The sequence below is a fragment of the Devosia aquimaris genome, assembly GCF_020169335.1.
GTDB lineage: Bacteria > Pseudomonadota > Alphaproteobacteria > Rhizobiales > Devosiaceae > Devosia > Devosia aquimaris.
Genome location: NZ_JAIEZN010000002.1, coordinates 890808 through 909371 on the forward strand (window position 1 = coordinate 890808; position 18564 = coordinate 909371).

Annotated in this window: 14 protein-coding genes; 7 read left to right on the plus strand and 7 right to left on the minus strand. The window is 63.9% G+C overall.

Annotated elements, in window-relative coordinates; genetic code table 11:
• Nucleotides 1-43: 43 nt before the first annotated feature.
• From K1177_RS17145 to K1177_RS17170, 6 genes are all read right to left on the minus strand, one after another.
• The gene (locus tag K1177_RS17145; protein WP_224705202.1) at nt 44-2389 is read right to left on the minus strand and encodes a glycoside hydrolase family 95 protein; all 2346 of its coding nucleotides are present in this window, start codon (nt 2387-2389) and stop codon (nt 44-46) included.
• Nucleotides 2390-2460: 71 nt separating this feature from the next.
• The gene (locus K1177_RS17150) at nt 2461-4086 is read right to left on the minus strand and encodes a type 2 periplasmic-binding domain-containing protein (protein WP_224705204.1); all 1626 of its coding nucleotides are present in this window, start codon (nt 4084-4086) and stop codon (nt 2461-2463) included.
• Between the two features lie 53 nt (nt 4087-4139).
• Nucleotides 4140-5084: a carbohydrate ABC transporter permease gene (locus K1177_RS17155; RefSeq protein ID WP_224705212.1), complete on the minus strand. Its 945-nt coding sequence runs from the start codon at nt 5082-5084 to the stop codon at nt 4140-4142.
• A complete protein-coding gene (locus K1177_RS17160; RefSeq protein ID WP_224705213.1) occupies nt 5078-6019 on the minus strand; it encodes an ABC transporter permease in 942 nt (313 codons plus the stop codon). Before K1177_RS17160 ends, K1177_RS17155 begins: the two co-directional genes overlap by 7 nt.
• 198 nt (nt 6020-6217) lie before the next feature.
• Complete coding sequence (locus K1177_RS17165) at nt 6218-7210, minus strand: LacI family DNA-binding transcriptional regulator (RefSeq protein WP_224705215.1); 993 nt, start codon at nt 7208-7210, stop codon at nt 6218-6220.
• A 38-nt stretch (nt 7211-7248) separates the two neighbouring features.
• A complete protein-coding gene (locus K1177_RS17170; RefSeq protein WP_224705217.1) occupies nt 7249-8319 on the minus strand; it encodes an ABC transporter ATP-binding protein in 1071 nt (356 codons plus the stop codon).
• 298 nt (nt 8320-8617) lie between these two features.
• Between K1177_RS17170 and K1177_RS17175 the strand changes: the two genes are divergently transcribed.
• Nucleotides 8618-10228: an alpha-L-fucosidase gene (locus K1177_RS17175; protein ID WP_224705219.1), complete on the plus strand. Its 1611-nt coding sequence runs from the start codon at nt 8618-8620 to the stop codon at nt 10226-10228.
• A gap of 21 nt (nt 10229-10249) precedes the next feature.
• Here the strand turns inward: K1177_RS17175 and K1177_RS17180 are convergent, their stop codons facing one another.
• Nucleotides 10250-11248 (minus strand): phosphotransferase, encoded by a 999-nt coding sequence (locus K1177_RS17180; protein ID WP_224705220.1) that lies wholly within the window; start codon nt 11246-11248, stop codon nt 10250-10252.
• Here K1177_RS17180 and K1177_RS17185 point away from each other — a divergent pair.
• From K1177_RS17185 to K1177_RS17210, 6 genes are all read left to right on the plus strand, one after another.
• Nucleotides 11241-12533: an ABC transporter substrate-binding protein gene (locus tag K1177_RS17185; RefSeq protein ID WP_224705222.1), complete on the plus strand. Its 1293-nt coding sequence runs from the start codon at nt 11241-11243 to the stop codon at nt 12531-12533. The genes K1177_RS17180 and K1177_RS17185 overlap by 8 nt on opposite strands.
• Nucleotides 12533-13495 carry a carbohydrate ABC transporter permease gene (locus tag K1177_RS17190; RefSeq protein WP_224705224.1) on the plus strand — a complete coding sequence of 321 codons (963 nt, stop codon included), beginning with the start codon at nt 12533-12535 and terminating at the stop codon, nt 13493-13495. Before K1177_RS17185 ends, K1177_RS17190 begins: the two co-directional genes overlap by 1 nt.
• Nucleotides 13492-14313, plus strand: a complete 822-nt coding sequence (locus tag K1177_RS17195) for a carbohydrate ABC transporter permease (protein WP_224705226.1) — start codon at nt 13492-13494, stop codon at nt 14311-14313. Before K1177_RS17190 ends, K1177_RS17195 begins: the two co-directional genes overlap by 4 nt.
• 4 nt (nt 14314-14317) lie before the next feature.
• The gene (locus tag K1177_RS17200; protein WP_224705228.1) at nt 14318-16336 is read left to right on the plus strand and encodes an alpha-amylase family protein; all 2019 of its coding nucleotides are present in this window, start codon (nt 14318-14320) and stop codon (nt 16334-16336) included.
• 157 nt (nt 16337-16493) lie between these two features.
• Nucleotides 16494-17483 carry a LacI family DNA-binding transcriptional regulator gene (locus K1177_RS17205; RefSeq protein ID WP_224705237.1) on the plus strand — a complete coding sequence of 330 codons (990 nt, stop codon included), beginning with the start codon at nt 16494-16496 and terminating at the stop codon, nt 17481-17483.
• Nucleotides 17484-17501: 18 nt separating this feature from the next.
• Entirely contained in the window at nt 17502-18563 is a 1062-nt protein-coding gene (locus tag K1177_RS17210; protein ID WP_224705239.1) for an ABC transporter ATP-binding protein, read from the plus strand.
• The last annotated feature ends 1 nt before the right edge of the window (nt 18564 follow it).

The window sequence follows — 18564 nt, forward strand, 5'->3', positions numbered from 1 at the left end:
AAGAGCCGATAGATCGCTGAAATGTGAAGCGGTCTGGGCGCGCTCAGTTCTTGAGCGTCACCTTGGCCCCGGCGGTGAGCGTCAGGCGGTAAAGCCGGCGGCCGGGCAGGACTTTGCCAACTGGCTCTGGCACAGCCGTACCTTCGGCGGGCACAAAGCCCCTGGGCAGATCGATCAACAACGCCGCATCGCGGCCGCCCGTAATGGTCAGCGCGGTCAGGGCGCCGTCGCGCCAGGCCAGGTCGACGCTGTGGCCGCCAAAGCTGCGGATGCCACGCGCCTGTCCGGTGCGCCAGCTGGGGGGCAGGGCGGGCAGCACGATGATCCGGTCCCTGCGGCTCTGCACCAAGAGTTCGGTCATGCCGGCCACGGCGCCGAAATTGCCATCGATCTGGAACACATTGCCTTCCGGCCAGCCCGAATGGGGATGCAGCACCATCAGGGACTTGAACGCCAGGTCATTGATGAGCCCGACAATGGCCTTGTCCGCCAGCGCCGCGTCGCGCAGCCGCGCGGCCTGGCACAGCACCCAGGCCTGGCTCCAGCCGGTATGGCCCGAGCCATGTGCCAGTCTCTGGTCGAGCGCATTGCGCACACCGGCAAACGCCACCGGCGTCTCCTCGGCAGTGATGCGGCGACCCGGGTGGTGGCCGTAAAGATGGGAGAAGTGGCGGTGGCCCTGTTCGATGGGCGCAACATCGCCCGCCCATTCGCCAAGCGTCCCGTCGGCGCAAAGGATCGGCAGCCGCAGCCGCGCCAACGCCGTCCGGGCGCGCTCGACCAGCGGGCGATCGCCCTCGATTTCGGTCGAAACATAGAGCTCAAGCAGTTCGCGGATCATCTCCTGGTCCATGGCGGCACCCGCCGAGACCGCGCCGCCGGCACCATCGGCCGTGACGAACATGTTCTCCGGCGAGGTCGAGGGGCTGGCCACCAGCGAGCCATCGGCGTGCTCGACCAGCAGGTCCAGCGCAAAGGCCGTGGCGGCGCGCCAGACGGGCAGGGCCACGGTCGACAGATAGGCCGTGTCATCGGGGTCATAGTCGAGATGGGCCCGCAGTTGCAGGCCGAGCCAGACCAGGCCCGTGGGCCAGTTGGCCCATTGCGGATCGCCATTGACCGGCGCCGAGAAGTGCCAGATGTCGGTGTTGTGGTGCACGCAGGCGCCTGCAGCCCCGTAATAGTGCTGCGCTGCCGCGGCGCCCCGCGCGCCGGCGGCATCGGCCACGAAAGCCTGCAGCGGCTGCGCCAGATCCGCCAGCCCGGTCATTTCGGCGGGCCAGTAGTTCATCTCGGTATTGATGTTGACGGTGTAATTGCTGCTCCAGGCGGGACGCACATCCACGTTCCAGATGCCCTGCAGATTGGTCGGCTGCGTGCCCGGGCGCGAGCCGCTGATCATCAGATAGCGGCCATAGTGATAGAACAGCTCCGCCCGATGTGGATCGCGCCCATTGCCGGGCTGCGAGGCGGACAGATCCAGGTCCATGCGATCAAAATACTGCGCGTAATCGGCTCGGTGCGCCGCAACCAGCGTCTCGGTCGGCAGCGCCAGCGCAGCCTTGACGCGGGCCTGGGCAGCCTCGAGCAGGGCAGGACAGTCGGCGCTGGGGCGGCGGTCGAAACCGCGGAAACCGCTTTCGGCAGCAATGATCAACCGCACCTGCCCGTCGTCGCCGCGATGCAGCGCCGCCACGATGCCATATCCCATGCCGGCGGCCACGCTGCCATCGGCAGCGGGCGCATCGGTGCCATAGACGACCGCGGGTTCCAGATCGACATAATTGGGCAGCACATTGGCCGGCACCCGGCCCCAGGCCTCAAGCCATTTGACGCCATCGGCCTCATGCTGGTGCAGATGCACATCGCTTTGCGGAGACGCGAATGTCAGCGCCATCTCGTCCAGTGCCAGGGCGCCATCGCCCGCGATGGTCGACAGCAGCACCTGGGCCGGCGCCGACACCAGCGTCCGTGTCGCCACGGGCCCTGACTTGGCCACAAAGCGCACCTGCGCCTCGGCTGTCGCCAGGTCAAGGCAGCGGCCATAGTCCAGGGCGCCCTCGCCATCGGCGTAGCGCAGCTTGATCGTGCCCAGCGGCTGGTAGGACTGCGTCCAGCCCGGCCCCTGCATCTGCCGGCTGATGGCCTCGGCCGCGACGCTGTCGCCGCGGGCAATGGCGGCGCGCAGGGCGGGCAGGTGATGCGCCGGCGACGGGCCGGGCTCATCGCCCAGCGGGCCACCCGACCACAGCGTGTCCAGGTTCAGCGCGAAGCTCTCCAGGCCCGGATGGCCCTGCACGCTGGCGCCCAACTGGCCATTGCCGAGCAGAAAGCTCTCGGTGAAGCCATTGGCGGGCTGGGAAAGGTCGAGGCGGAAACGGCTGGTCATATCGGGCTACTTTGCAAAATGGGGGGTGGAAGGTTGCCCCTCCACCCCCGCTTCAGATGTGAGAGGTCTGACTACTTGGCCGATGCGTCATAGCTGGCCTGGTAAATCTCGACATAGCGGTCCACGCCGAGATTCTTCAGATCGTTGACATAGCCTTCCCAGGCCGCATCGTCATTGATGTCGCGCTGGCCGGTGATGAACTCGGCATTGGCCTGCTGGACATAGTTGTTGATGTTGGTCTGCAGCTGGGCCAGCTCGTCGGCCTGGCTGGCATCAACCCAGACGTTCCAATAGGGGAACACCTGGTCGGTCGGCACATGGGGCTCATAGAGCTTGGTGGCCTGGAACAGGCGGCGCTCATAGCCACTGGGCTCATAGATGTCCTCGGGCTGCACCTGGCCGCCGCGCCATTCATTGTCCTGGAAGAACTGTACGAGTGCGCCCCAGGCCCGGTTGGTCGGCTGGCCATTGTTGGGGTCCGGCAGGGCCTTGAAGATCGGCGGATTGCTGGCATCGAGCGCAACATCGCCGGCATCCGGCTTGGCCCAGTTCTCGCCCTCGAAGCCATAGTAGCCGTTCAGGCGCCCTTCGTCGGTGAACAGATAGTCCAGCATCTTGATGGCGGCGATCTGCTGCTCTTCATTGGCCTTGTTGGTGATCACGAAGGATGCGCCGGGCCGGCTGGGCAGATTGTAGGACGTGTAGGAGACGCCGCCCGGGCCGGTCAGCGGCGGCACCGGATCGTAGTTCTTGTCGCGCCCGTCGGGCTGGCCGTTTTCCACCATGATGGCGGGGTGCATCAGCGTCGCGGCGCCCACGATGGTGCCCTCGGCCGAATTGCCCAGTGCCGACAGCGCATCGCGGTTCTGCGTGAAGGCGCCGCTGTCCACCAGACCCTCCTTGTAGAGGTCCGAGATATAGGCGAGGCCCTGGCGCCAGCCATCCTGCATGGCCTGGAACTGCAGCTTGTCGCCATTGAGCGCCAGCATCATCGGGGCCGCGTCGGACGAGCGCGGATCATAGATGAAGGCGTTCATGAAGTAGGGGACGATGTAGTCGGACTTGTCTGCCGAGAGCGGAATCTCGTCGGCACGGCCATTGCCATTGGGGTCCTGCGTCTTGAACGCGGTCAGCACCGCCTTCATCTCTTCGGTGGTCTTGGGCATTTCGAGCCCGAGCTTGTCCAGCCAGTCGGAGTTCAGCCACAGCTTGGCGGCATAGCTGCAGTGGTAGCAGTCGTTCCACTGCGGCAGGCCGTAGATATTGCCATCGGGGGCCGTGGCCAGCGCCTTGAACGCCGGCACCTTCTCGAAGGCTGCCTTGATATTGGGGGCATGCTGGTCGATCAGGTCATTGAGCGGCAGCACAACGCCATAATCGGCATATTTGAGCAGCTCCGCCTGGCTGAGCACATCCAGCCAGCCGATCAGCAGGAAGGCTTCCGGGTAATCGCCGCTGGCCAGGGTGATCTGGCGCTTCTCCATCGCCGCCCCGCCGTCATAGGTCGTGGTCTCGAAGGAAAGGTCGATGCCGAACTTGTCCTCGATCTCCTTGGTGAAGGCATTGGTGTTCAGGTCCTGGGCCGCGTCCTGCGGCGCGAACACGCGCAGGGCGGTCTGGGCGAAGCTGGGCGCTGACAATGCCGTTGTAGCGGCAAGCGACAAGGCCAGCACTTTGATTGTGTTATTCCAACGCAATTTATCCTCCATGTTGCGTTCAGTCCGAGCGAAGCGCTCCGGGGTCGGCATGCTCAGCCCTTGACGGAGCCGAGCATGATGCCTTTGGCGAAGTGGCGGGCCACAAAGGGGTAGATGAGCAGCACCGGCACGGTCGAAATCACGATGAGGCTGTACTTGAGCAGGTCCGCCAGCTGCTGGCGTTCCAGGGCCTTTGCCACATCGGTGAGATTGGATTGGGTGTTGAGAATCAGGATGTTGCGCAGCACCAGCTGCAGCGGATAGAGCGCGTCGTTGCGCAGGTAGATCAGCGCATCGAAGTACGAATTCCACTGCACGATGGCGTACATGAGGGCGATGACGGCGATCATCGGCTTGGCCAGCGGAATGGCCACCAGCCACAGGAAGCGCAGGTCACCGGCCCCGTCCACGCGGGAGGCTTCGTAGAGTTCCTTGGGAATGGCATCGCGGAAATAGGCCGTAGCCAGGATCACCTGCCAGACGCCCACCGCATTGGGCACGATCAGCGCCCAGGGCGTGTCGATCATGCCCAGGGCCCGCACCACCATATAGGTGGGGATCAGCCCGCCCGAGAACAGCATGGTGAACACGATCAGCTTGGTGATCAGGCTGCCGCCGAAGAAGTCGGCGCGCGACAGCGGAAATGCGATGGCAATGGTGAGCGCGACGCTGAGCAGCGTGCCGCTGACCGTGTAGAAGATCGAGTTGAGAAAGCCCGAGACGATCTTTGGATCGCGCAGCGCCACCTCATAGCCGCGCAGGGAGAAATCGACCGGCCACAGCGATACCCGGCCCGCAGAGACGGCCGATGGACTGCTCAGCGAACTGGCCACGATGTAGATCATGGGCAGCACAACGATCAGCAGCAGCGTGATCAGCAGCAGGTAGACGGCCACCATGAACAGGCGGTCCACCAGGATGGTGTTGAGCGAGCGCCGACGCTGGCGCGCCAGCCGCAGCGCGCGCGCATCGGGTGCGGACATGTCAGCGCTTACCATAGGCCTCTCCCCGCGACCCGCTTGGCGAGCGCGTTCACAACCAGCAGAAGAACGAGATTGACCGCGGCGTTGAACAGGTTGATCGCGGTGGCGGAGCTGAAATTGGCGTTCAACAGGCCCGTCTTGTAGACATAGGTCGAGATGATCTCGGACTGCGCCAGGTTCAGCGGGTTCTGCAGCAGGAAGGCCTTCTCGAAGCCCACCTGCATGATGTTGCCCACGCCCAGGATCAGGATGACGATGGCCGTGGGCATGATGCCCGGCAGGTCGACGTTGAGGATCTTCTGGATGCGGCTGGCCCCATCCACCTTGGCCGCTTCATAGAGCGAGGGATCAATGCTCGAGAGCGCTGCCAGATAGATCACGGCCGAATAGCCGGTCGTCTGCCAGACGTCGGACCACACATAGACGTGGCGGAAATAGTCGGCCCGGGCCAACAGGTCCACGGCGGGCACCCCGAACAGGCCGAACACGTCGCCGACAAGGCCCACGCGGGGCGACAGGATGAGGATGGTCATCGACACCACCACCACCGTCGAGATGAAATAGGGGGCATAGGTGACGATCTGCACGGTCTGCTTGAAGAAGCGCAGCCGCACTTCGTTGAGCGCCAGGGCCAGGATGATCGGGATGGGGAAGCTCGCCAGCAGATAGTACAGCGAGAGATAGAAGGTGTTGCCGATCAGCTGACGGGACACCGGATTGTTGAAGAAGGCCTGGAAATGCTTCAGGCCCACCCAGTCGCTGCCCCAGACGCCGGCGACCACATTGAAATTCTTGAACGCGATGACCGCATTGATCATCGGTACATATTTGAACACGATGAAATAGAGCAGCGGCGGCACTGCCAGCAGATACAGCGTCCAGTGCCGTTCCCAGCTGCGCCGGGCCGCGTAGGCAAGGCTCTGCCGATGGCTTTTTACCGGTTTCGACACGGTCCCTTCTCCTCTTTCACCCCCGGACAGCAAGGCTCCTCAGCCTGTCCGTGAATGTTCACGATAGTCTCTAGACCTGTCATCCAATGTCTTCCGCATCGGTCGCGCCCAAAGTCCGTGAATGTTCACGATAGCAGGCGCAACATTTCAGTCAACAGCTTTAGTTCGCCTCCGTGACAAAGACCCTCAGCAGCGTGCTCAGGCTGACTCGCGCCACAGCGGCCGCGGTAGAATCTGGCGATTGATGCTCTCGATATCGCGGAAGCCGGCCTCGGCGATCTGCTCTGATATGGCAAAGATCTCCGAGACCAGCGTCTCGCGGTCGATCGAGATCGAACTCAGCGATGGCGCGGTGGCCTCACCCAGCGTCAGCCCGTCGATGCCCATGACGCGCAATTGCCTGGGCACGTCGAAGCCGGCAACCCGGGCGCCGTGCATGGCGCCAATCGCCATTATGTCATTGAAGGCAAAGACCGCGCCGACATCCGGATGGGCCTGCAGCAGCCGGGCGATGGCGCGCTCGCCGCCGGCCAGACTCTCCTCATCGGCCACCACCACATTGCGCGAGTGCTCGGGCACGAATTCGGAGAAATAGCCGCAGCGCGGCGAGCGGTCCATAACATGGTCGGCGCCGCGATTGGTGGCGTCGATCATGCCGAAGTGCGTGACGCCCTTGGCGATCAGCGCCGTAATGGCGTCGTGCAGACCGCCCCTGAGGTCAATGTCGATGGCATGGACGCCCGGCAGGTTGCTCGTGCCCTCGATGCGGATCACCGGCACGCCGCCCGACGCCTGCTTGAGTTCGGACGAGGGCAGGTCGAAATGGCCCACCACGACGTCGACATGTTCAGACAGTCGCTCCAGCGCCTCGCGCTCGCTGCTGCCCTCCATGGCATCGAACGCCACCTGCCAGTTGCGCGCCTTGGCCTGCATCAGCATGTCGGCCGCAAGATCGGTGAAATAGGGATTGCGGAACGACGTCACCACATAGCCGATGGCGCGCGACTTGGTGCGCGCCGCGAAGTTGCGGGCAAAGCGGCTGGGCCGATAGCCCAGCTGCGCCGCCACCTCGAGCACGCGCTTTTTGGTCTCGGGGTTGATGTCGGCCTTGTCGTTGAGCGCACGGGTCACCGCGCCACGGGAGACTCCCGCGGCGCTGGCAACATCCATGATGGTGATCTTTGGCGACACGGTGATCTCGGGCCCTTTTCCAGGGGGCGATGGACCGGTCAGTCGCGACCAGTCGGTCGCAGGCGCTTGCCTGTGGCGTCAAAATAGATCGCCTTGGACAGATCGAGCGGAAAGCTGCAGGTTTCCCCGGGCTTGATCTCGACGTCGCGGCGGTCTTCCACAATGACCGGTTGTTCAGCCCCGAACTGTCCGTAGACATAGCGGGTACCCCCCAGATTCTCCAGAACTTCCACCAGAACAGGCAGATTGGTGTTCTGCGGGGCTGGAACGAAGTGCTCGGGCCTTATGCCCACGATGATCTCGGAGTTTTCCGTCGGCAGCGACGCCACCGGCCAGGCGACGTCCGGACCCAGGGTCACCATGCCGTCAGCATAGTGCGCCTTGAGAAAGTTCATGCGGGGCGAGCCGATGAAGCCGGCGACGAACTGTGTATCGGGATCTGCGTAGAGCTGGCTGGGGGTGCCGGTCTGCTCGATGCGGCCGGCGCGCATCACCACGATCTTGTCGGCCAGCGTCATGGCCTCTGTCTGGTCGTGCGTCACATAGATCATCGTTGCACCCAGCGTCTGGTGCAGCTTGGCGATCTCCACGCGCATCGATACGCGCAGCTCGGCATCCAGGTTCGACAGTGGTTCGTCAAACAGGAACACATCCGGATCGCGCACGATGGCGCGCCCGATCGCGACGCGCTGGCGCTGGCCGCCCGACAGTTGTGCCGGCTTGCGCTTGAGCAGGCTGTCCAGCTGCAGGATCTCGGCAGCCTCGGCCACGCGACGGGTCGTGGTGGCCTTGTCGGTGCCCTGCATGCGCAGCGGAAAGCCGATGTTGTCTTCAACCGTCATATGCGGATAGAGCGCATAATTCTGGAACACCATGGCGATGCCACGCGCGACCGGGTCGGCGTCGGTCATGTCCGTGCCGCCGATGCGCACCGTGCCGTCGCTGACGTCTTCGAGCCCCGCAATCAGCCGCAGCAGCGTCGATTTTCCGCAGCCCGAGGGGCCGACGAAAACGGTGAACGATCCCTCCTCGATTTCGAGGTTCAGCTCCTCAATCACCGCGAAATTGCCAAAAGACTTTGACACCCCGGCCAGTTCCACGCTTGCCACCAGTTCCTCCCACGGCATGCTTCGTGAATGTTCACGGTATTGATCGCCACAAGGGTCGTCAAGCAAGGACGCAGTGCCGGCTACCCCGACGTGGCGTCGGCAAACTTCGAAAAAGCCCGTTGCTTGCATCGCCTGGATAGCTTGTCAGGCGAGGGCGATATGATAACGTTTCATTCTATTTGCGTTTCGGCATGCCGGGCTCGCATGGGGATCTGATTGGTCCGTAGCGGGCTGGCGACCGGCGCCCAATTGCCCTGGTGCCGGTCCGGCACAAGCGGCCCCCACGATGGAAAGTTCGATGACAGCAGCCGGCCGCCGCCCCAATCCCTATCGCGACGCGACAGACCCGATTGCCGAGGGACCATTTGAGCCCAATTGGGAGAGCCTGATCGCCCAATACACGGCGCCGGACTGGTTTCGCGACGCCAAGTTCGGCCTGTGGGCGCATTGGGGGCCGCAGTGTCAGCCAGAGGCCGGCGACTGGTATGCCCGCCACATGTATGCCCAGGGCCAGAAGCAGTATGATCAGCATCTCGAGCGCTATGGTCACCCGGCCGACACCGGTTTTATCGACATCATCGGCCAGTGGAAGGCGGAGAACTGGAACCCCGACGAACTGCTCGACCTCTACCAGCGGGCCGGTGCGAAATATTTCGTCGCAATGGCCAATCACCACGACAATTTCGACAACTATGCCTCCAAATGGCACGACTGGAACGCCACCCGCGTCGGCCCGGGCAAGGACATTGTCGGCATCTGGGCCGAGAAGGCGCGCGCCCGTGGTCTGAAGTTCGGCGTTACCAACCACTCCGCCCATGTCTGGCACTGGTATCAGACGGCCTATGGCTATGACCCCGAGGGGCCGCGTGCCGGCGAACGCTATGACGCCTGGAAGCTGACCCGGCACGATGGCGCCGGCAAGTATTGGGACGGGCTTGACCCACAGGAGCTCTATGGCGGCGCCACCATGCCCATGCCCGATGGTTTGACAAGCGCCGCCGAAGCCTGGGCCTGGCATGAGGCCAATGACCGCGTGTGGGAAGAGGCCCCGCCGCTGACCAACCCGATCTTCGTGCGCAACTGGTTCCGCCGCTGCAAGGATCTGATCGACAGCTACAAGCCGGACCTGCTGTATTTCGACAATTTCGACCTGCCCCTGGGCCAGGCCGGGCTCGACATCGCCGCCCATTTCTACAATGCCTCGCTGCAGTGGCATGGCGGCAAGATGGAGGCCGTGCTCAACACCAAGGAACTGCCCGCCGAACGCTTCGGCGCCCTGGTGGAGGATGTCGAGCGCGGCTATCGCGCCGATATCGAGCCACATCCCTGGCAGACCGATACCTGTATCGGTGAGTGGCACTACAAGCGCGAGATCTTCGAGACCAACAGCTATATGAGCGCCGCCGCGGTGATCCACCGGCTCTGCGATGTAGTGGCCAAGAATGGCAATCTGCTGCTGTCCATCCCCCTTCGGGGCGACGGCACGCTCGACAGCATCGAGCGGCAGATCCTGGAAGATGTCGGTGCCTGGAATGCGCGCTTTGGCGACGCCATCTTTGCCAGCCGCCCCTGGCGCGTGGCCGGCGAGGGGCCTACGCAAGTGCAGTCGGGTCAGTTCGGCGAGGCCGCCGCCAAGCCCTTTACCGCCGAGGATATTCGTTTCACCACACGCGATGCCGCCCTGCATGCCATTACGCTCGGGCCAAAGTCGGGTCGGCTGACCATTCAATCCATGGCCGAAGGCACCAATCTGGGGCAGGGCAGTGTCGAGCGGGTCGAGGTGGTTGGACACACCTCGCCGCTCGAATTCACCCGCGATGCCATGGGGCTCCATGTCAGCGTACCCGAGGGCGCCAGCCATGATTTCGGTGTGGCCCTGCGCCTGATTGGCAAGGGTCTGGTCGACTAGGGCGCCGGCCCGGCCCGAGGGTCAGTCGTCGAGCCGGGCAATCATCCGCGCGGCATGCGCGCCATAGTCGAAGGCCTGGCCAGTGCCATCGGTGGCACTGGCGCCAAGGCCTGCCATCACCAGGCCCCAGCTGGCCTCGAAGTAGCGGGCCACCCATTTCATCGCCGAGAGCCAGTCGTGGTCGCCGCTAGGGCGGCCCGCCTGGACCAGCATGGCGCGCTCCTCGTCTGGGTCGAGGCCGGCCGAAACGGCGATGCAGGCCAGATCATAGACCCCGTCGCCGCACCCAGAGAACTCCCAGTCGACCAGCCAGAGCCGCTCGCCATCATCGAGCACATTGTTGGGCCAGAGGTCGTGGTGCGTCGGCCGTTGCGATGACTGTGCGCTCGCCTTTAGCCGCGTCAGCTTCTGGCGATGCCGCTCGGGCATCCCGGCGCGGCCCGCGGCCAAGGCGCTGGCCTCCAATGCGGCAATGCGTTCGAAGATGCTGCGCGCGGGCCCTGGACCAGATGGCAGGTCCAGCTCGTGCAGCCGCCGCACCAGATCGATGACGGCGCGACGCCGCAGCGCGTCGGCAAATCCGTCCGCGGCCAGGGGGCGGGCACCGTTGATCCATTCGGTTACCAGCAACCCATCGGTTCCGGCATGAACAACCCGCGGTCCGATACCCGCGACGCCGGCCAAGCTCGCAATCGCGCCCTCCTCAAGGGGGTCGACGCCAAGGTGGTTCCGGCCGCGCGCGCTGGCCAAACGCACGGCAAGGCGCTGGCCGTCCGCCGTCACCAACAGGCGGACATCATTGTTCAGGCTCTGCACCCCGCCGACGCGAAAGCAGTCAAACTGCCGGTGGCCAAGGACTTTTGACATCCTGGCCCGGACGTCGTCATCGAGGGGGGCCGGGGCATCGGATTCTGGCAGGTTTCCTATTGTCATTCTCAATCTAGATGATAACGTTACGACATACTTGACGATGACGGCCGACAAGTGCCGGGTCAAGCAGGAGGAGAAAGCAATGATCAAGTTCAAAGGCGTCCTTGGACGCCGTGCCTTGCTGTCCGGCATTGCCGCAACGGCCATGCTGGTTATGGGTGGAGCTGCCATCGCGCAGGACATCAGCGGCGAACTCGCCATCCTGCAGTGGCAGGGCGGCGTCGATGCCGAGATGTGGAAGAAGCTGGAAGCCGACTTCGTCGCCCAGCATCCCGGCGTGTCCGTGCGCGAACTGACCATCACCGCGCAGGGCGATGCCCGTGGCGGCATCCGCACCGCCATTCTGGGCGGCGAGAAGGTCGATATCATCATCAATACCTGGCCGGCTTTCCGCAAGGAACTGGCTGACGCCGGTATCCTGCGTGGGCTTGACGATCAGTGGGCCGGCCTCGGCCTGGAGTCCACGCTCAGCCAGTCCTGGCGTGACCTGGGCGTGAGCGACGGCGTCAGCTATGGCGTCCCCTATACCTACGGCGATCGCTCCGGCATCTGGTACAAGACCAGCCAGCTCAAGGACGCAGGCGTCGAAGTGCCCAAGACCTGGGAAGACTTCATTGCCGCCATCAAGACCCTGAAGGCCGCCGGCTACGACACGCCAATCCCCATGCCGGGCAAATACTGGGCGCACGGCGAATGGTTTGAATCGCTGCTGCTGCGCACCGGCGGCGTCGAGGCGGCTGCCAAGCTGGCCGCTCACGAAATCCCCTGGACCGACGAGGTGGTCAAGACCGCCCTGCGCAAATATGCCGAAATGCTCGAGGCTGGCTGCTGCGGTACGCCCGAACAGATGTTCGCCGGCGACTGGGATCTGTCGGCTGACCAGATCTTCAAGGCCGATGCCGGCAACTTCCTGCTGCTGGGCATGTGGGTCAATGCCCGCGCCAAGGGTGACTATGGTCTGACTGAGGGCGTGGACTATTCCCTGTTCCAGTTCCCGGCGCTCGGTATGGGTCACGATGACACCTCCAGCGTTGACGCCAAGGAACTGCTGGTGACGGCAAACGGGGAAAACCCCGAAGCAGCCGATGCCTTCCTGACCTATATCGTCTCGCCCGAGGCCACCAAGATCCTGGCCGAATATGGCTATGCCTCGCCCAGCTCCAATGCTGATACCTCCCTGCTCGGGCCGGTGCAGCAGCAGGCGACTGCAGCCGTGGCGGCCTCCAAGGTGCAGTTCGTTCTCGGCGATCTGCTGCCGGGCGACCTCGTGGACGAATACCGGGTCCAGCTGCAGAAATTCCTGCAGGATCCGTCCGACGCCAATATCGATGCTGTCACGGCAGCCATCGAAGCCAAGGCTGCGGAATCCTACTGATGAGCATGTCCGCTGCAGACGCAGCGGCGCGCTCGTCCCAAGTGTCCTCCCCCGTGGGCGGTGGCCGGCGCAAGCCGGTCGCCGTCCGCAGGAGGCGCCTCGGTGAGACGCCGGCTGCCTGGCTATTGATCATTCCAGTGCTGATCCTGTTCTCGATCACGGTGATCTATCCGCTGGTCGAAACCATCCGCCTGAGCTTTTTCGACATCAAGGGTCTGGGCAAGCCGAAGTTCATCGGCACCGGCAACTATATCAAGCTCTTTACCGACCCGGCCTTCCGCAACACCTTGTGGACCACACTGGTCTTTACCCTGGGCACCACCACCATCACGGTGAGCCTGGGTTGGTTCCTGGCCATGTTGTGCTCGTTTGCACCCCAGCGCACGCTGCCCTTCCGCGTCATGATCTTTGCCGCCTTCGGCATTTCCGAAGCGGTGAGCGGCTATATGTGGATTTCCATGCTGCGCCCCGACCAGGCGGGTCTGCTCAATTCGGTCATCGGCCTGTTCTCGCCCGGCTTTGCCCATCCCTGGCTGGGTGATCCCAATACCGCGCTATGGATGATCATTGTTGCCGCCTCCTGGAGTGGCGTGGGCCTGCCGCTGATGCTGTGCTTTGCCGCCGTGCAGGCCATTCCCAAGACGGTGCTGGAAGCCGCCTACATGGACGGGGCCAAGCCCTTTGCCATCATGCGCTTCATCATGGTGCCGCTCTCCATGCCCGGCGTGCGCGTGGCCATCTTCATCAATCTGCTCGGCGCCCTGCGGGCCTTTGACATCATCTATGTGCTCACCGGTGGCGGCCCTGTCCGCTCCACCGAGACCGTGGGCTACTTCATGTACCGGGAGTCCATGACCCAGTTCAAACTCGGCTATGGCGCCGCTGCCACGGTGATCCTGCTGGTTGCCGTCATGGTGATCTCCATTCCCGCCATCATCCAGCGCACGGCAGGTGCCAAATGATCGGTCGCGTTCCCAACTGGATCGTCTGGGTTGTGGGCGTCATCGCCTGCATCTGGGTCATCCCCATCATCGGCATTGTCGTCACCTCGGTGCGCCCGCCTGCGGACGTCACCCTGGGCTGGTGGCGGCTGGACAATATCCGCTTCACGCTGGATGCCTGGATGCGTGTCTGGGATGAGTACCCCCTGGCCAACGCCTTCTGGACCACGCTCTGGATCACCCTGATCGGCACCGGCGCCACCATGCTGCTCACCCCGGCGGCGGCCTATGCCTTCCACTTTCTCAAGTTCCCGTTCCGCCGCACCATCCTGGTCATCATCATCAATGCCTTCGTGCTGCCGGTGCAGGTGGTGGTCATCCCGCTGTTCCAGCTCTGGCGCGACACCGGGCTGATCGACAACATCCTGGCCGTGCTGATCCCCTATGTCGGCCTCAGCTTTGCCTGGTCGATCTTCCTGGTCAAAAACTTCATGGAGGATTTTCCCAAGGAGCTGATCGAGGCCGGCAAGATTGACGGCTGCGGGCCGCTTGCCACCTTTTGGTTCGTGGTGCTGCCCAATTCGCTCTCGGCCATTTTCGCAGTCGGCATCCTGCAGTTCCTCTGGTGCTGGAACAGCCTGCTGCTGCCAATGCTTTACCTGCGGACCACCATTCCGCTGCCGGTGCTGCTGACCCGCGTGTCGGGCACCTACGACCTCAACTGGGATCTTCGGAGCGTGGCGGCCATCGTCACCACCATCGTTCCCCTCTTTGTCTTCCTCATCTTCCAGCGACAGTTCGCCGCCGGGTCGCAGACCCGAACCGGCGCCAAGGAATAGATCTATGCCCGCTACCAACAAGCCGATCCGCTACCGGCAGATCCATCTCGACTTCCACACCTCCGAGCACATCCCCGGCATCGGCGCGCAATTCGATCCCGATCAGTTCGTCGGCACGCTCAAGGCGGCCAATGTCGACAGCATCACTATCTTCGCCAAATGCCATCATGGCTGGTCCTACTATCCCACCAAGGTGGGCGCGCCGCACCCCAATCTGGCGCGGCCCGACCTGATGGGCGACATGATCAAGGCGCTGTCGGCTGCCGATATCGAGGCCCCGATCTACATCTCGGTGCAGTGGGACGAGCGCAATGCCCGCCTGCATCCGGAGTGGCGCGTGCGCGCAGCCAGCAAGAGCCGTTTCGACCCCGCCCAGTTGCAGGCCGGCTGGCACACGCTCTGCCTCAACCACAAGGCCTATCGCGACGAGCTGCTCGAACATGCCCGCGAAGTGGTGCGCAACTATGATACGCCCGGCCTGTTCTTCGACATCGTGCTGGCCACCGACTGTGTGTGCCAGGAGTGCCTGGACTCCATGGCCTCCCATGGCCTCGACCCCACCAAGGCCGAGGATCGCCTGACCAATGACGAATGGGTCAACGAGGTGTTCCGCACCGAGATGACCGCGGCGCTGCATGCCGAATTCCCGGGCCTTCGCATCTTCTACAATTGCGGTCACATCCATAAACAGGGCCGCAAGCGTTTCGCGCCTTATACCCATCTCGAACTCGAAAGCCTGCCCACCGGCGGCTGGGGCTATGACCATTTCCCGTCCAGCGCCCGCTATGCGGCCACGCTCGGCCTCGATTTCCTTGCCCACACCGGCAAGTTCCACCTCTCCTGGGGCGAGTTCGGCGGCTTCAAGCATCCCGATGCGCTCGAATATGAGGCGGCCCAGATGGCGGCGCTGGGCTCGAAATGCCTGGTGGGTGACCAGCTCCATCCCAATGGCGCCATCAACCCCGACACCTATGCATCCATCGCGCCGGCCTATGCCCGCATTGCCAAGCTCGAGCCCTTCCTCGATGGCGCGCGCCAGCATTCGCAGGTGGCGATCCTGTCGTCGGAATATTTCCACCACGCCGGCGACCGCAACAGCGCTGCCGACAATGGCGCGGCCCAGATGCTGCTCGAGCTCAAGGTGCCTTATGACGTCATCGACGGCACCTCCGACTTCAGCCCCTATGAGGTGATCATCCTCCCTGACGACATTCCGGCCGATGCGGCCACAGCTGCCCAGCTCAAGGCCTTCGTCGCCAAGGGGGGCAGCCTGATCCTGTCCGGCAATTCCATGCTGGGCAGCGATGGCCGCTTTGCGCTGGACACCGGGGTGCGCAGCACGGGTCCGGTCAGCTTCACCCCCAGCTATATCGGCGCAGCCAAGGGGCTCGACCCGGCCATGACGGCTTCACCCTTCGTGGTCTATGGCACGGCCCAGCAGATCGTGGCCGAGGGTGCCGAGGTGCTGGCAGACGTCGTGCCACCCTATTTCAACCGGACCTATGCGCATTTCTCGTCGCACGCGCATGCGCCGGACGACACCGATGCAGCTCCGCTCGGCGCCGCGGTCACCCTGTCCGGACGGATTGGCTACATCGCCTATCCGCTCTTTACGATCTACCACAATGTCGGCCAGCCGCTCTATCGTCAGGTCTTCCGCGGCCTGCTCAACCGCCTGCTGCCCAAGCCGATGCTGAGCACGGACCTGCCCTCGTCGGGTCGTGCCACCATGACCCATCAGGCCGAGCGCAACCGCCATATCGTGCATCTGCTCTATGGCCCGCCACAGGTGCGCGGAAAGTCCGTGCCGCAGGGCGAAAGCACGCGCGTGATGGAAATGATCGAGGATATTCCGGCAATTGGTCCGGTCAGTGCCTCGGTGCGCCTACCCTCGCCGCCAAAGCGGGCGTATGAAGCGGTTTCCGGCAAGGACCTTGAGGTTCGTGATCTTGGGGACGGAACCTATGGTGTGACGCTCGATCGCCTGCGCATCCACGCAGCGATTGTCTTTGAACACGCCTAGCATGACCGTTCTCCCACGCACGGTGCCCTTGTGGGGCCATGCTGGCTTGACACAGCAGCGGCGCGCCGGCCTTGGCCGGCCGCCGGCCAGGGCAATTGGGAAGACAACGGTGCACAGCAGGAACGCGGACGGTCGCTCACGCAAGCAGGCAACAATCGTGGATGTGGCGGAGGCTGCCGGTGTCGCCATCGGTACCGTCTCGCGCTATCTCAACGGCCTGCCCGTGCGCGGTTCCAACCGTGCCCCGATCGAAAGGGCCATCAGCGAGCTGGGCTATCGCCGCAACATGGTGGCCGTTTCGATGAAACGGCAGACCACCCATATCGTTGGCTTCATGGTGCCGGCGCTGAGCGAGTTCCACTCGGGCCTGCTCGACCAGTTGACCCGCCGCATGCGCCGCACAGGTCGCGCCGTGCTCTGCTATTCGCACGACATGGAGGCCCGCTCCATCGAGGAAGGTCTGGAGTTCTTCGCCTCGCACCGTGTCGATGCGGTGGTGATGGACGGCGTCATCCAGGCCCAGCCCGCCCTGGAGCGCTATATCGAGGATGGCCTCACCGTCGTGCTCTATGACAATGACGTGCCCGGCCTGTCGGCGGACCGCGTCTTCTCCAACAATCGCAAAGCCAGCGAGCGGATGGTCAACCATCTGATCGACCTCGGTCACACCCGCATCGCCACCATTCACGGTAGTGAGGACAATTCCGCCGGTCAGGAGCGCCTGCAGGGCTATACTGACGCCATGGAGCGGCACGGCCTGGCCATGCCCGACGCCTATGTCACCTCCGGCTACTGGAGCGAAGAAGGTGGTCACGCCGCCATTCGCGACCTCATGGCGCTCGCCGAGCCGCCCACGGCGGTGTTCAGCGCCAACTACAACATGACGATCGGCGCCCTGCGCTGGCTGCGCGAACACGACCTGGACGTGCCCAATGACCTGTCCCTGGTCAGCTTCGACGATGTGCCGGCCTTCGCCGTGCACCGCACCGGCATTACTGCCGTTGGACAGTCTATCGACCAGCTGGCGGACTCTATCGCAACTGTATTGCTGGAGCGCCTGGAGGCCGGACCACAGTCCGGACGGCGCACCCTGCGCATCGACGCCAACATCATACTCAGGGGCTCGGCCCGAAGCCCCAAGAAATAATGTCCGGGAGGAGAGAACATGGCCACCGTTACGCTGAACAACGTGAGCAAGTCCTATGGCAGCCTTGAGGTCATCGAGAACCTGAACCTGTCTGTCGAGGACGGCAGCTTCACCGTTTTTGTTGGTCCTTCGGGCTGTGGCAAATCCACCCTGTTGCGCATGATTGCCGGGCTGGAGCCCATCACCAAGGGCGATCTCGTCATTGACGGTCGCCGCGTCAACGAGGCCGACCCCATCGAGCGCGGCGTCGCCATGGTGTTCCAGAACTATGCGCTCTATCCGCACATGACGGTGGAGCAGAACATCGGCTTTTCCCTGCGCATGGCCGGGCTCGAAAAGGCCGATATCGATGCCCGCGTGGCCGTCGCCGCCCAGACGCTGCAGATCGAACCGCTGCTCAAGCGCAAGCCGGCCCAGCTTTCGGGCGGCCAGCGCCAGCGTGTCGCCATCGGCCGTGCCATTGTCCGCGATCCCGAGGTGTTCCTGTTCGACGAGCCGCTGAGCAATCTCGATGCCGAACTGCGCGTCTCCATGCGCGTCGAAATCGCCAAGCTGCACAACAAGCTGGGCTCCACCATGATCTATGTGACCCATGACCAGACCGAGGCCATGACCCTGGCCGACAAGATCGTGGTGATGCGGGATGGCAAGATCGAACAGGCAGGCTCGCCCGACGAGCTTTACGAGAACCCGGACAATCTGTTCGTGGCCGGCTTCATCGGCTCGCCGCGCATGAATTTCCTGCGCGCCAGCCTCGAGCCCACTGGTCCGCGCCTCGCCGCTGGCCCCAGCCTCGCCATGGCCGGTCTGGCCGGATCGGGCGATGTGCTGGTCGGCGTACGGCCCGAGCACTTTCTGCTTGGCGGCGGCGACGCCGTGCTCGCCGTCAAGGTCGATGTGGTCGAGAACCTGGGCGGCACGCGCTATCTCTATGGCTCCGCCGCCTCGGGCGAGAGCCTGGTCGTCGAAGTGCGGGACCGTCCGGGCATCAAGGCCGGCGACACCATCCATGTCGGCGTCGATCCGTCCCGCTCCATGATCTTCCGCGAAACCGGCGAACGGCTGCGCCAGGGACACTGAA